This is a genomic window from Muriicola sp. E247 (assembly GCF_041358175.1).
Classification (GTDB): domain Bacteria; phylum Bacteroidota; class Bacteroidia; order Flavobacteriales; family Flavobacteriaceae; genus Muriicola.
The window spans coordinates 173388-186291 of record NZ_JBGKBE010000004.1; the positions used below are offsets into that span (position 1 = coordinate 173388).

Here is a 12904-nt window from a genome sequence, read left to right on the forward strand (position 1 = left end):
AAATTATAAAAATTAGAGAAATGAAAATAGTGTTTAAATTATCAATCGCTTTGGGGCTCATGGTTGCATTTGGACTTACGGTCGTTGCCTGTTCATCGACCAAGGACAAATATACAAATGTGCCAGCTGATACAGTGGCAGAAGCTTCCGAAGAATTTAAGATAGAGAAATCCGGGGCACAACTATGGGGAGAGACCTGTAACCGGTGTCACATTGCCCCGTCACCGGCTGATTACAACGATACGGACTGGGAAACAATAAGCTTACACATGCGGGTGAGGGCAAACCTGACCGAACATGAAAGTAAAAAGATAGAAGAGTTTCTTAAGTCAGCTAATTGATAGAGATCATTGCTCCCATGGCCGCTGCGTCATTTTGGTTATGGGAGCAAAACTCCGAGCATAATAAATAGGATAAGCACCTAAGGACGCTTACATTTTAATAATTAAAAATAAGAACCAATGAAAACAATATTAGTAATGCTCTCAATGATTGCGCTGATAGCTCTTGGGAGCTGTAACCAAAATGTAGATGCCGGCGCGGTACTTGAAAATGCCGAAACAAGAACTGAAATCATGAACACAATAGCGGGCAATCATAGTTATATGACCGAATTTATGGATGCCATGCAGAATAATAACCATGCCATGCAGATGATGCAGGGCAACCAGAAGATGATGGGTCACATGATGCAAGGCGATGGCATGCAAAAGATGATAAAAGACAGTACGATGATGAAGAACATGATGCAGAACATGATGAAGGACGGGAAGATGATGGGCAATATGATGCAAATGATGCACGAAAAAGGAATGATGAGCGAGGATTGTATGCAGTCCTGCATGAAAATGATGAAGGATAAGGGAATGGACATGGAAGGAATGAGTATGATGGGCGATGGCCCTATGAAATCCAATGGAGGTGACCATTCCAGACACCATTGATAAGAAAAAATGAATTCTAAAAAAACCAAAAAAATGAAAGGACACTGGATTTGGATGGTCATCGGATGTGGCCTACCCTTATTGCTAATTTTTTTCGCTCCCGTATTCGGAATCAAAGGCAACCTGACCCTGTTCACTTTTATTGTAATCATGTTTGCTGTCCATTTGTTAATGCCAATGCGACACCGTGGCCACAGTCATGGTCTAACAGAGGATAACCTGAAAAGGAAAAGTGAAGTAAAACAGGACAAGGACAAAGAACAGCACCAACATTAAAATCGAAAAACTTATGAAAAAGAAGTTTCAAATAGACGGGATAAGCTGTGGAGGCTGTATCATGAGGGTCAAGAAGGTTTTGGAAGCCCATGAGGCTATAGATGAAGCCAAAATATTCTTGAGTCCAAAAGGAGTTGTCAAAATCAATATGAATGATAATCATTCAGTAAATGATTTGCAAAAACAGCTCGATCAGCTCGACCGTTATACAATATCGGAAATAGAATAGAACAAATAAATACTAATAATTAAAATTAAAAACTATGCATTATTTCGACGGACATTGGGGCGGTATGCATTTTATATGGTGGATCATATGGCTGAGTCTATTAATCTGGATATTTTTTGTACCGTATGACATTCCCTATCGAAAAAACCAAAGAGAGAACCCACACGATATTCTTAAAAAGCGATTCGCCAAAGGCGAAATCACAAAAGAAGAATATGAGGAATCCAAGAAAATTTTAAACTCTGATATTTAATTTAAAAACAAGAATCATGAATCGGATCAACTTAAAAAAAATTGGTTTTGCAATCGGCCTAACGGGGAGTTTGGTCTATTTGGGCTGTATAATTGTAATGATGACCGCCGGGCAAGAAGGTTCTGTAAAATTCTTTAACAGCCTATTGCACGGGCTTGATACCACGAGCATTATTAGAATGAATGTTCCATTATGGGAGGCTGGTCTCGGAATTATTCAAACGTTCATCCTAGGATGGCTTGTTGGTGTTTGCATCGCAGCTTTTTATAACGCTCAAATTAAAAATTAATAAATGCAAAATAACTATATGATAACAAAAAATTATTCTGGAGATATATAATGCTTCAGGTTTTTGTTTTGAACTTTTAAAATATAAATGAAATGAAAAAAATTAGATTGATTAGCGTCACAATCGCTATGAGTTTGTTTGTTTTTACAGGTTGTGACAGACCAGAATTGCCATATGACAATAAAATTGAAGGAATTTATGTAGGAACAATCACTAGTCCCAATGGCCAAAGTAAGGAAGAGAGAAAAATCACTGAGGATGCCATGGCGGAAATAACCAAGATTGGAAACTTAATGATTGAGGTTCATTTATTCAATTCTGAATTAGATACTACCCTTATATTGAATTACTATGATGATATGAACTTTGTAAGGGTTTGTTTTACCGGAGATGATTTTGAGACCGCTTATGGACATAGGCTATCAGAAGATCATATTAGTAGAGGTATGATGGGGCATATTCAAAATAATGAAACCGAATGGATGCATCATCTCAATGACGAACATCAGGGAGATGGAGATGAAGAGCATTTTGGCGAGTTTGATATTCAAGACCATAGTTTTCGATATCGCTTCGATAGAATGGTAGACGGCATAACTACTAAGCTCGAATTTCAGGGAACAAAATTATAGGTTTAATAGGGCTATAGTTTTCTCCTTTTGAACAGATAAAAAATGATTTGATTGGATTTGTAGAGCCTTTACAAAAAATCAGTGCTTTTACTTAGAGGTAGTATTTTGTAAAGTGTTGTTGAGTATAGTGATGACTTTTATTCTAGAATGGATAATAGTAGAAAATTGCAATGTTGCTCTTATTCATTCACAAATAATAAATAGGTGCATTACGTATGGTTTATATGGTCCCTTATTATTCTAGCCCTTTGGGGCGTGGTTTATCTTATGAAGAAAGATTCTCGAAGAGAAATGCTGAAGATGAGCTGGATAACCATGCCCTTTGGGCTTACCGAGCCGCTGTTCGTTCCCGAGTATTGGTACCCTCCATCTCTTTTCGATTTGGCTATAAAAACAGGTTTCGACATTGAAAGTCTCATTTTCTCCTTCGCCATTGGTGGTATAGGAACGGTGTTGTACAACCTTATCTTTAAAAGAAGATTTATTGAAATGCCGCATACAGAAAGAAGCCACCAGAGGCATTCGCTTCATGTTTATATTCTTTTTGTTCCTGTTCTGATTTTTGCGGCACTAAGCCTTTTTACAGGGCTTAATCATATTTATTGTGGGGTCATCGCCTTGTTTTTCGGAGGTCTGGCAACCCTGTACTGCCGCCCCGATCTAAAGGGCAAAATCTGGGTCGGTGGTATGCTGTTTACAGTACTCTACTTTGTCTATTTCGGGAGTATCCTTCCGTTTTACCCCCAATATGTGGAGCTGTACTGGAATCTGAAAAACCTAACACATATTCTTGTTCTGGGCATTCCAATTGAAGAGCTTTTGTTCGCCTTTACTTTTGGGATGTACTGGTCCGGGCTATACGAGCACTTGTACTGGAAAAAAGTAATGAAACCGATAACCATTGATTAATGGTTATTTAATACGATCATAAAGTATCACTTATAAATACAATGTCATGAAAATACTAGTAGCAATAGACGACTCTGACTACAGTAAAGCAACAGTAGAAGAATTTTCAAAGTTACCGCTCCCCACCAATACAGAAGTACAGATTATATCGGTTTTTGAGAATCTCTTGCTGGTTAATCCGCGAATAGCCCCCCACGCAGGTTCGTTGGGTAGTTATTCTGAAGAAGCCATGTCCAACGCAATAAAAACCGCGGAAGCTATTGTTAGTGATGCCTCAAATTCACGAAAAGAAAAGAATGATGCATTGTCGATAACTACTGCCGTGGTCAACGGGCTTCCCAAAAGTGCATTTTTATAAAAGGTGGAAGACTTTGGTACCGACCTCATTTTGGTGGTGTCATGGGGCCATCAACTATTTTACCAATGAAAAAGGCAATAGGGTAATCAAAAGAAGTAAGAAAATTGATGTGCAACGCGCATCAATTGTAGAAGAAATGTCAAATCATTAAAAATAATTGAAAATGAAAAATATAGCAGTAATAGGATATGGGGTAATCGGTAAGCGGGTGGCCGATGCCGTCAATGTACAAGATGATATGAAACTTTCAGGCATCTGTGATGTCATCAGCGATTGGCGAATTCAAAATGCCGTGCGAAAAGGTTATGCCGTATATACGGCCACGCCAGAAGCGGAAAAAGAGATGAAAGCAGCCAATATTTCAGTAGACGGTAGCATGGCAGACCTTTTAGAAAAAGTGGATCTCGTTGTGGATTGTACCCCCAAAAACATCGCAGCAAAAAATGTAGAAACGTATAAAAAGCGAGGTGTCAAGTTTATCGTGCAGGGAGGAGAAAAACACAAGACCACGGGCCATTCCTTTAGTGCTGAAAATAATTATGAATCGGCAGTTGATTTGAATGCCACAAGAGTTGTTTCCTGCAACACCACTTCCATTCTGCGAACATTGACTGCATTAAAAAGGGCTGATTTGCTCGATTCTGCAAGGGGCACTTTGCTAAGGAGGGCGACCGACCCTTGGGAAAGCCATTTGGGTGGTATCATGAATACAATGGTTCCCGAAAAAGAAATTCCAAGTCATCAGGGCCCAGATGCCCAAAGTGTGGATCCAAATCTCGATGTGGTAACTGCTGCTGTCAAAGTCCCGGAGACTCTGAGCCATTTGCATTACTGGAATGTAAAGCTCAATCGAAAATCTTCCAAAGAAGAAGTTTTGGAAGCTTTTAAGACTTCCACACGTATCCAATTTATCCGATATGACCAAGGCTTGGTATCTAATAATACCATTAAGGAAATGTATTTGGACATGGGCAGGCCTTGGGGCGATATGTATGAAGTGGCCCTGTGGGAAGATATGCTAAAAGTAGAGGGTGATGAACTCTTTTATGCCTATGTAGTGGATAACCAAGCTATCGTAATCCCTGAAACCATAGATGCAATACGTGCCCTTACAGGACTCGAAACCGATGGTATAAAATCTATCGAAAAAACAAACCAAAGTCTGGGAATCTTATAAAATATTGACATGAGCACATATGAAACAATCATAAAACACCTTGGAGACCAAACAGAGTACTTGTTGGACCATGTAAGCCAAAAAATTACCAAAGATGAATTGCAGATTCCAAATGGTGAAACGGTCGATCAGGTTTTTGCCAATAGCAATCGAAACGCCCAGACTCTCAGAAGCCTTTCTCAATTGTATGGTAACGGCAACCTAGGGGGAACAGGTTATCTAAGCATCTTGCCTGTGGATCAGGGCATTGAGCACAGTGCATTATTTTCTTTCTACAAGAACCCCGATTATTTTGACCCTGAAAACATCATTAAACTGGCTATCGAAGCAGGGTGCAACGGAGTGGTCTCGACTTTCGGGGGCTTGGGTCTTTACGCACGGAAATATGCGCATAAAGTTCCGTTTATCGTAAAAATAAATCACAACGAGCTTTTGACCTATCCCAGCAAATACGACCAAACGCTCTTCGGTACAGTGAAGGAAGCTTGGAACATGGGTGCCGTGGCAATCGGGGCGACCATTTATTTCGGTTCCGAGGAAAGTAATCGGCAGTTGAAGGAGATTTCCGAGGCATTTGCGGAGGCGCACAGTCTTGGAATGGTCACCATTCTCTGGTGTTACACCCGAAACGAAGCTTTCAAAACCGATACAGAAGATTATCATTCATCGGCCGATTTGACAGGGCAGGCCAATCATCTTGGGGTTACTATACAGGCGGATATTATCAAGCAAAAGTTGCCAACTACCAATTATGGATTCAAAAATATTGGATTCGGTAAATACGACGATGTCATGTACAAAACCTTGACCACGGAACATCCCATTGACCTATGTAGGTTACAAGTGGCAAATTGCTATATGGGAAAAATCGGGTTGATTAATTCGGGAGGTGGCTCTAAAGGCGAATCTGACTTGGCCGAAGCAATTACCACCGCAGTCATCAATAAACGAGCCGGTGGCTCCGGTCTGATCTTGGGAAGAAAGGCTTTTCAGAGGCCGTTCAAAGAAGGGGTTGAACTGTTACATGGCGTACAGGGCGTTTATTTAGAGAATAAAGTAACTATAGCATAATGGATAATAAGGAATGTTCGATACGGAAATAAAATCACTGAAATCCCTTAACCACTACCTGCAAAAATTGGTGGAAGATAGGTTATGGCTAAAAGTTATCGTTGCACTGTTCCTTGGGGTAGGTCTCGGACTGTTGTTAAGTCCCCAAAATGGTTGGATAACCAAAAGTACTGCCGATGTTCTTGGCAATTGGTTGGCCCTGCCGGGCATGCTCTTTCTCAAATTGGTACAGATGATCATGATACCCTTGATTGTTGCCTCCATCATAACAGGTATAGCAAGTAATGACAAAGAGAATCTGAAAAAGCTAGGTGGCGGGGTCCTCTTATATTTTATTTCCACAACAATTATTTCGGTAACTATAGGTACAATCCTTGCCTTAATCTTTCGTCCGGGTAAATATCTACATCAACAAGCCGTTGTGGATCATGAGGAGACATTGGCCAATACTTCCGAAAGCACTGAATTATCATTCGGGATAAACGATATTCCGAATGCTATTACAAATTTGTTGCCCGACAATCCTTTGGCATCCATGGTAAGTGGCGAAATGTTGAGTATCGTCATTTTTACTATTATAATAGGTGTTGCCGTATTGTCCCTTCCCGACGACTTGCTAAAACCTGTAAAATTATTATTGAGTGCCATTCAGGAAATCTGTATGACCGTGGTCAAGTGGGCCATGTTACTGGTTCCCGTTGCCGTGTTCGGCTTGATGGCACAGCTGACCTCCAGTGTTGGTCTAAATTCACTTTCAGGTCTGGGCTTTTATGTGCTCGTCGTCTTGATAGGGTTATTGTTGTTGGTGGTAATTTATCTGATAGGTGTAAGCCTTTTGGGCAAAGGAAATCCGTTACGGTTTTTACGTAAGATCAGGGATGTCCAGCTGCTGGCCTTCTCGACCACAAGCTCTGCAGCGGTAATGCCCCTCTCCCTCAAAACCGCGGAGGAAGAACTAGAGGTAGATCCTACAATCAGTAATTTCATAATACCTATCGGAGCTACCGTAAATATGGACGGTACGGCGCTTTACCAAACCATAACGACCCTGTTTATTGCTCAAGCTTACGGACTGGAAATGGGCCTGTTGAATGTCATCGTGGTGGTGGTTACCATCGTTGCGGCATCTATAGGGACACCTGCAATACCCGGAGGGGGCGTTGTGATTTTGGCTTCTGTACTATCCGGTGCAGGCATACCGGCAGAAGGAATAATCATCATTATAGGGGTGGAACGGTTACTTGGAATGTTCCGGACGGCAGTTAACGTTGCCGGCGATCTTACTGCCTGTATGGTATTCAATCGATTTTATGGAAAAACACCCCAGCTGATTACCTCTAAACTTAAAACTACTGAATCATGAACACTACTATTAAACATATCGGGGTTTTTACTTCCGGAGGGGATTCCCCAGGCATAAATGCGGCTTTATTTGCGATCGCAAAAGCCGCCGAAGCAAACCACATAAAAATACGTGGTTTTCTCAAAGGTTATAAAGGTCTTATTGACGGTGATACAATCAATCTGAAAACTCGTGAACTTCAAAAGCTGATGCATAGAGGGGGTACTATTCTTAAGACCGCACGTAGCGGGAGATTCCTTCCCGAAGCTGGAAGACAACTCGCTTTGACCAATATTGCAGATATCACAATCTATAATTTGGATTGTTTTGAGAAAGGCATGGACTCTGGAAATGAGGTTACCAGTAAAAATCCTCGAAATATACCCTAGAACTCATATGAACCTAAAACTATATCACCATGAAAAATATACTAGTACCCACGGATTTTTCCAAGAACTGCAAGAAGGCAGCCGAGCTCGGAATCGAGATGGCCAAAAGTTACAATGCGGAAATCCACTTTTTACATCTGCTCAAGACACCAGTGGATTGGGTAAAGTTGGACAAGCAAAAGGAAAAAAGATATCCCGAAACCCTCAAAAAAATTGGAGAAGCAAAAGCGTCGTTACGTAAATTGGAAAAAAAGGCCGAAAAGGAAAATCTGAAATGCCAGACATTTTTGCAATTTCATGTTGACCAAGACAACATATTGAAGCACTCAGGCCATTATGACCATGACTTCATAATTACTGGCAGCAGTGGAACCAAAGGCATAGTTCGCGAACTCTTGGGAAGCAAGGTCGAACGTTTGGTGAGAAAATCTGACGTACCAGTCATTGTGGTAAAAGAAGATAATGTAAGGTTTCCTTTTAAGGATATCGTTTTCGTTTCAGATTTCAGGGAAGATGTCAGCAGTGCCTTTACAGAAGTGCTTTCCATCGCAGAAAAATGTAATGCGAAGATTCACTTTCTGCGTATCAACACTGAATCAGACCGTAATAGTATAGCCCTTGGTCTCGACCCCATAAAGAGCTTCGTTGAGAAGTTTCCTGAACTCAAGAACTTCTCTATGAACGTGTATAACGAGAACCATGTTGAAACGGGCATCAACACTTATTTGAAGCACAATAAAGGTGACCTAATCGCCATGTGCACCCATGGCAATACAGGTTTTTTGAGTTTGTTCTCCAAAAGTATCGCAGAGGGCGTGGCCAATCATTCCATGCTTCCGGTAATGACAATTAAAATTTAAATAAAGCATATTACAATGTCGGGTAGCTTAAATCAAATAGGGGGGAAATCCTTTTACAAATTATTGTTGGGAAAAACGACCTTGCCCCTTGTTAGCATTGTGGGTATTGGCATTTTGTATGTTGCTTTAATGACAATGGTCGACCATAAATCGTTGCCATTCCACATTATCATTGTTACAGCTGCATTGGGCAAGACCATCGTGATTACGATGACCACTTTAAAACGATTATCAAAACTGATAAAAATCTGTCATTCGTTGGAGCGGTTGCTTTGGGTTTTTGGTTTGATAATCATTATAAGCATTTTTTCTTTTGCAACCGATTATACCTGTCTTTACCAATTCGATCAAATGGCATTTGAAGGTATGTCCGTTCATTCAAATTCATATGTGTATAATCTGTTCCACTTTTTTTACTTCAGTGTAATTACTTTTTCAACAGTCGGATATGGGGATATTGCCCCAATCTCCGAAGCGGCCAGATTCGTAGTCATGCTCGAAATATTTTTGAGCTTTTTCTTGGTCGTTTTCGCATTTGCCAACATAAAAAAAATACATCTCAATGAATAGCATAGAAGTAATAAAGGCAAATGGGGAGAAAGTACCCTTTCAAGTGGAAAAATTGATACGCTCTTTGAAAAGATCGGGTGCCGCTAGCAAAATTGTTGAGCAAATCATTCAGGATATTGAAAATACGCTTTATGATGGAATCAGCACCAAAAAGCTTTACCGGATTGCCTTTAGCATGTTAAAAAACAAAGCAAGGGTAAGTGCGTCAAGGTACAAACTAAAAAAAGCCCTTATGGAGTTGGGCCCATCAGGCTATCCATTTGAAAAATTTGTAGGTAAGGTGTTTGACCATGAAGGTTTTGACATAAAAGTCGGGGTAATCGTACAAGGCAACTGTGTACAGCATGAAGTGGACGTGATTGCCCAGAAGGACAATAAACACTATATGATTGAGTGCAAATATCACAGTGACCAAGGACGGTTTTGTAATGTAAAGATTCCGCTATACATCCATTCAAGATTTTTGGATGTCGAAAAGCAATGGGAGAAACAAAAAGGCCATGAAACCAAGTTTCATCAAGGTGGTGTCTGCACCAATACCCGCTTCACGAGCGATGCCATCCAATATGGAACCTGTGTCGGATTAATGCTAACGAGTTGGGATTATCCTAAAGGACATGGTTTGAAGGAGCGAATCGACAGACTCGGCCTACATCCCTTAACCTCTTTGACCACATTGACCAAAGCTGAAAAATCTAAATTATTAGATAAAGGCATTGTGCTCTGCAAGGAAATTAACGAAAACCCATCACTATTGGAGCAAATAGGTATTCCCAAACAAAGACAAAAAAACATTCTCAAAGATTCGGAAGAATTATGTACAGCACATTAAAATAATTAGTAATCCTAAACAATAATACAGATGAAAACAAAAGAATTGCAAAAACAGAAGAGTATCGAGTTAGAGCCATTTTACCAGGCAATGGAAGACGATCCATTGTTGCTGGAAGAAGCCTTTGAAATTCTCTTGGAGATGGTAAATTCCGAGCCTAAATCCGCAAAGAAACTAGCTCTTCTTATCAAAGAGGACTTTCACGATTTATATAAAGAAATAGCGACGTTGTGCAAATCGAACGATACCAAAGGAAACACCCCTTCATGCTGCAATGAACTCTAAAATTCGACAAATATGAAGACCTCAATGACTGTTTTGATTAAGCGGGTCAATAGCCCCATACGGTCGGAACTTGCTGGATGCGATGAAAGGGTTATCAAAATGAATAATGATAAAAATATAATGTTGATTCCGGAGATATTCAGGAAAGGGATTTTAGTGAACCTACAGAAATTGGGTCACCAGCTTTAACAAATAAAAGCAATGGAAAAAGGTACAATACAAATTCATTTTTTAGGTGCGGCGGGAACCGTTACAGGCTCCAAATACCTTCTGGATACTGGGGATAGAAAAGTACTGATCGATTGCGGGCTATTTCAGGGAATCAAGGAACTACGCCTAAAAAATTGGGAATATCCGCCTGTCAACGTCAACGACATTGATGCCATATTGCTTACCCACGGCCATTTGGACCATGTCGGCTATCTGCCAAGGTTGGTAAAGCAAGGTTTTAAAGGGCCAATTTATGGCACCTACCCCACTCTGGACATCGCCAGAATAATTTTGAACGATAGTGCCAAAATTCAGGAGCAGGAGGCCGAACGAGCCAATAAAGAAGGTTATTCAAAGCACAATCCTGCAAAACCCTTATATAATTTGAAGGATGTTGAAAAAACCATTCCCCGCTTCAAAGGACTACCGCCGGGCCAGTGGATGCCTTTGTTGAAAAACGTAAAAGCAAGATTTCAGTATAACGGACATATTCTCGGGGCAACCTATATTGAATTGGACATGCAGGGTAAACGATTTGTCTTTTCGGGCGATATTGGTAGAACAAACGATTTGCTCTTATATCCCCCAATAAAACCAAAAAGGGCCGATGTGGTCTTTATGGAATCGACCTATGGCGGAAGGTTCCATTCCGAAGAGAAAGAGGCCATTCCCCTTATAGAAAAACTGGTCAACGAAACCATATCAAGGGGCGGCAGTCTCTTTATTCCAAGCTTTTCAGTAGAACGTGCCCAATTGATGATGTTAATACTCTATAGGCTGTTGAAGGAAGACAAAATACCAAGGGTAGGTATGGTCATGGACAGCCCTATGGGGGTTGACGTCCTGGAACTGTTCTATCGAACCAGGGATTGGCACAAACTCAGCGAAGAGGAATGCGATGCCATGTGTTCCCACTTTACCATTGTGAGCAGCTTTTATGAAACCATGCAGCTGAGGGACGATGGAAAACCAAAAATTGTAATAGCCGGTAGTGGGATGCTCACGGGGGGACGCATGCTCAACTATTTGGAGACCCAGGCCCAGAATCCAAACAATACACTGTTGTTTATAGGCTATCAGGCCGAAGGCACCCGGGGAAGAAAAATATTGGAAGGTGAAAGAGAATTAAAGGTATATGGAAAAACAGTTCCTTTTAAAATGGAAGTGGTAGAAATCGAGGGCCTTTCTGCCCACGCCGACCATAGAGAATTGTTGGACTGGTTGAGCGATATAAACGAAAAACCCGAAAGAATATTCATTGTACACGGCGAAAAGGAAGGGGCGGAAGCATTAAAACAGGGAATCGAGGAAACCTATGGTTGGAACAGTGAGATTCCGACTTTGTACAACATTGAAGAAATCAACATAAAGTAAATAGTATGGTCGTGCTACTGATCGGAATCTTATTGGGAGGTGTCATCGTATTTGGGGCCAAGGTGACCGGTTCTGAAATAGACCGGAGCCTCTACCCTGCATTGTTGATCGTGATAGCCCTTTCCTATGGGCTTTTTGCCTTTCAATCCTATGACAGAGGCGAAATCTTGTTCGAGCTTGTTATGGCCTTGTTGTTTTCTGCTTTAGCGGTGTGGGGCCATCGTAAAGGATTGATAATAGTTGTACTCGGACTCCTACTTCATGGAATATACGACCTGGCACAAAGGAGTATTGAATTTTCGACGGATCCTCCCGAATGGTGGTCGTTGTTCTGTCTTGGGTTTGATCTGACCTTGGCATTGGGATTAATGGGAACTACTTACACTTTGAAAAAAGGAAAACTTAAAATTTAACAACAGACACTAGGCAAACAATATAGAAACGAATGAAAAATTCCAGTAACATATCCGCGAATGAAATACTCAGGCCCTTAAAGCTTTCCATCTTGTTTTCCATATTAGGCGAAGCCGTCATATTTGTCGTTTGGGGCGTCCTTTTATATCCCGAAGGCAACCTTTTGCACAAGTTTTTATGGACCATAGTCTTCTGTGGATTTGGTATGGGAGCTGCCATCGGGTCCATTATCGCTCTCTTTGTCGTGGGCAAATGGAAGGGGGTCTACGCAGTCATTTTTTGTGCCGAACTCTCCGGAATAGTGCTCGGCCTTTTCTGTAACTACCTCTGCTTTTATCTAGATATGCATTTTGACTATTTCGGAGGAAAGGAAACCCCGCTACTTTTTGTCATCAACGGTACGGTAATAGCCACGTTGGGCGGGGCACTGGTCGGGTGGCTATGTTTTACCGAAAAAGGAAAAAGAGTATTAAACAAACTCAATATGTAA

20 protein-coding genes are annotated in these 12904 nt (G+C 41.0%); all 20 read left to right on the forward strand.

Going from position 1 to position 12904, the window contains the following annotated elements:
• Positions 1-20: 20 nt before the first annotated feature.
• The 20 genes from ACA086_RS08435 to ACA086_RS08530 all read left to right on the forward strand — a co-directional run bounded on the left by ACA086_RS08435 (position 21) and on the right by ACA086_RS08530 (position 12904).
• Entirely contained in the window at positions 21-341 is a 321-nt protein-coding gene (locus ACA086_RS08435; RefSeq protein ID WP_371002886.1) for a hypothetical protein, read from the forward strand.
• A 120-nt stretch (positions 342-461) separates the two neighbouring features.
• Positions 462-944, forward strand: a complete 483-nt coding sequence (locus ACA086_RS08440) for a hypothetical protein (RefSeq protein WP_371002887.1) — start codon at positions 462-464, stop codon at positions 942-944.
• A gap of 33 nt (positions 945-977) precedes the next feature.
• Positions 978-1220 carry a hypothetical protein gene (locus ACA086_RS08445; RefSeq protein ID WP_371002888.1) on the forward strand — a complete coding sequence of 81 codons (243 nt, stop codon included), beginning with the start codon at positions 978-980 and terminating at the stop codon, positions 1218-1220.
• 13 nt (positions 1221-1233) lie between these two features.
• Positions 1234-1449, forward strand: coding sequence for a heavy-metal-associated domain-containing protein (locus ACA086_RS08450; protein WP_371002889.1), 216 nt, complete (start codon positions 1234-1236; stop codon positions 1447-1449).
• 34 nt (positions 1450-1483) lie between these two features.
• A complete protein-coding gene (locus ACA086_RS08455; protein ID WP_371002890.1) occupies positions 1484-1702 on the forward strand; it encodes an SHOCT domain-containing protein in 219 nt (72 codons plus the stop codon).
• Between the two features lie 16 nt (positions 1703-1718).
• The gene (locus ACA086_RS08460) at positions 1719-1991 is read left to right on the forward strand and encodes a DUF5676 family membrane protein (RefSeq protein WP_371002891.1); all 273 of its coding nucleotides are present in this window, start codon (positions 1719-1721) and stop codon (positions 1989-1991) included.
• Positions 1992-2083: 92 nt separating this feature from the next.
• On the forward strand, positions 2084-2623 hold the full coding sequence (locus tag ACA086_RS08465) for a hypothetical protein (protein ID WP_371002892.1): 540 nt from the start codon (positions 2084-2086) through the stop codon (positions 2621-2623).
• A gap of 267 nt (positions 2624-2890) precedes the next feature.
• Entirely contained in the window at positions 2891-3532 is a 642-nt protein-coding gene (locus tag ACA086_RS08470; RefSeq protein ID WP_371002893.1) for a lycopene cyclase domain-containing protein, read from the forward strand.
• Between the two features lie 46 nt (positions 3533-3578).
• Positions 3579-3890: a hypothetical protein gene (locus tag ACA086_RS08475; RefSeq protein WP_371002894.1), complete on the forward strand. Its 312-nt coding sequence runs from the start codon at positions 3579-3581 to the stop codon at positions 3888-3890.
• Between the two features lie 163 nt (positions 3891-4053).
• Positions 4054-5067 (forward strand): type II glyceraldehyde-3-phosphate dehydrogenase, encoded by a 1014-nt coding sequence (locus tag ACA086_RS08480; RefSeq protein WP_371002895.1) that lies wholly within the window; start codon positions 4054-4056, stop codon positions 5065-5067.
• A gap of 9 nt (positions 5068-5076) precedes the next feature.
• A complete protein-coding gene (locus ACA086_RS08485; RefSeq protein ID WP_371002896.1) occupies positions 5077-6138 on the forward strand; it encodes a class I fructose-bisphosphate aldolase in 1062 nt (353 codons plus the stop codon).
• Between the two features lie 13 nt (positions 6139-6151).
• Positions 6152-7501, forward strand: coding sequence for a dicarboxylate/amino acid:cation symporter (locus ACA086_RS08490; protein WP_371002897.1), 1350 nt, complete (start codon positions 6152-6154; stop codon positions 7499-7501).
• On the forward strand, positions 7498-7869 hold the full coding sequence (locus ACA086_RS08495) for a 6-phosphofructokinase (protein WP_371002898.1): 372 nt from the start codon (positions 7498-7500) through the stop codon (positions 7867-7869). Before ACA086_RS08490 ends, ACA086_RS08495 begins: the two co-directional genes overlap by 4 nt.
• 29 nt (positions 7870-7898) lie before the next feature.
• Positions 7899-8729 carry a universal stress protein gene (locus ACA086_RS08500; RefSeq protein ID WP_371002899.1) on the forward strand — a complete coding sequence of 277 codons (831 nt, stop codon included), beginning with the start codon at positions 7899-7901 and terminating at the stop codon, positions 8727-8729.
• Between the two features lie 66 nt (positions 8730-8795).
• Positions 8796-9299, forward strand: coding sequence for a potassium channel family protein (locus ACA086_RS08505; protein WP_371002900.1), 504 nt, complete (start codon positions 8796-8798; stop codon positions 9297-9299).
• Positions 9292-10131, forward strand: coding sequence for an ATP cone domain-containing protein (locus tag ACA086_RS08510; RefSeq protein WP_371002901.1), 840 nt, complete (start codon positions 9292-9294; stop codon positions 10129-10131). The genes ACA086_RS08505 and ACA086_RS08510 overlap by 8 nt, the downstream gene beginning before the upstream one ends.
• A gap of 30 nt (positions 10132-10161) precedes the next feature.
• Complete coding sequence (locus tag ACA086_RS08515; protein ID WP_371002902.1) at positions 10162-10416, forward strand: hypothetical protein; 255 nt, start codon at positions 10162-10164, stop codon at positions 10414-10416.
• 201 nt (positions 10417-10617) lie between these two features.
• Positions 10618-12000 carry an MBL fold metallo-hydrolase RNA specificity domain-containing protein gene (locus tag ACA086_RS08520; protein WP_371002903.1) on the forward strand — a complete coding sequence of 461 codons (1383 nt, stop codon included), beginning with the start codon at positions 10618-10620 and terminating at the stop codon, positions 11998-12000.
• Between the two features lie 5 nt (positions 12001-12005).
• Positions 12006-12413: a hypothetical protein gene (locus ACA086_RS08525; protein WP_371002904.1), complete on the forward strand. Its 408-nt coding sequence runs from the start codon at positions 12006-12008 to the stop codon at positions 12411-12413.
• A gap of 32 nt (positions 12414-12445) precedes the next feature.
• A complete protein-coding gene (locus ACA086_RS08530; RefSeq protein WP_371002905.1) occupies positions 12446-12904 on the forward strand; it encodes a hypothetical protein in 459 nt (152 codons plus the stop codon).

Excerpts from the sequence above, each read along its gene's own strand:
- ACA086_RS08455 (WP_371002890.1), top strand. The coding sequence starts at position 1,484 with ATGCATTATTTCGACGGACATTGGGGCGGTATGCATTTTATATGGTGG.
- ACA086_RS08510 (WP_371002901.1), top strand. The coding sequence starts at position 9,292 with ATGAATAGCATAGAAGTAATAAAGGCAAATGGGGAGAAAGTACCCTTT.
- ACA086_RS08475 (WP_371002894.1), top strand. The coding sequence starts at position 3,579 with ATGAAAATACTAGTAGCAATAGACGACTCTGACTACAGTAAAGCAACA.
- ACA086_RS08520 (WP_371002903.1), top strand. The coding sequence starts at position 10,618 with ATGGAAAAAGGTACAATACAAATTCATTTTTTAGGTGCGGCGGGAACC.
- ACA086_RS08530 (WP_371002905.1), top strand. The coding sequence starts at position 12,446 with ATGAAAAATTCCAGTAACATATCCGCGAATGAAATACTCAGGCCCTTA.
- ACA086_RS08445 (WP_371002888.1), top strand. The coding sequence starts at position 978 with ATGAAAGGACACTGGATTTGGATGGTCATCGGATGTGGCCTACCCTTA.
- ACA086_RS08485 (WP_371002896.1), top strand. The coding sequence starts at position 5,077 with ATGAGCACATATGAAACAATCATAAAACACCTTGGAGACCAAACAGAG.
- ACA086_RS08525 (WP_371002904.1), top strand. The coding sequence starts at position 12,006 with ATGGTCGTGCTACTGATCGGAATCTTATTGGGAGGTGTCATCGTATTT.
- ACA086_RS08465 (WP_371002892.1), top strand. The coding sequence starts at position 2,084 with ATGAAAAAAATTAGATTGATTAGCGTCACAATCGCTATGAGTTTGTTT.
- ACA086_RS08450 (WP_371002889.1), top strand. The coding sequence starts at position 1,234 with ATGAAAAAGAAGTTTCAAATAGACGGGATAAGCTGTGGAGGCTGTATC.
- ACA086_RS08470 (WP_371002893.1), top strand. The coding sequence starts at position 2,891 with ATGAAGAAAGATTCTCGAAGAGAAATGCTGAAGATGAGCTGGATAACC.
- ACA086_RS08515 (WP_371002902.1), top strand. The coding sequence starts at position 10,162 with ATGAAAACAAAAGAATTGCAAAAACAGAAGAGTATCGAGTTAGAGCCA.
- ACA086_RS08480 (WP_371002895.1), top strand. The coding sequence starts at position 4,054 with ATGAAAAATATAGCAGTAATAGGATATGGGGTAATCGGTAAGCGGGTG.
- ACA086_RS08490 (WP_371002897.1), top strand. The coding sequence starts at position 6,152 with ATGTTCGATACGGAAATAAAATCACTGAAATCCCTTAACCACTACCTG.
- ACA086_RS08440 (WP_371002887.1), top strand. The coding sequence starts at position 462 with ATGAAAACAATATTAGTAATGCTCTCAATGATTGCGCTGATAGCTCTT.
- ACA086_RS08500 (WP_371002899.1), top strand. The coding sequence starts at position 7,899 with ATGAAAAATATACTAGTACCCACGGATTTTTCCAAGAACTGCAAGAAG.
- ACA086_RS08460 (WP_371002891.1), top strand. The coding sequence starts at position 1,719 with ATGAATCGGATCAACTTAAAAAAAATTGGTTTTGCAATCGGCCTAACG.
- ACA086_RS08495 (WP_371002898.1), top strand. The coding sequence starts at position 7,498 with ATGAACACTACTATTAAACATATCGGGGTTTTTACTTCCGGAGGGGAT.
- ACA086_RS08435 (WP_371002886.1), top strand. The coding sequence starts at position 21 with ATGAAAATAGTGTTTAAATTATCAATCGCTTTGGGGCTCATGGTTGCA.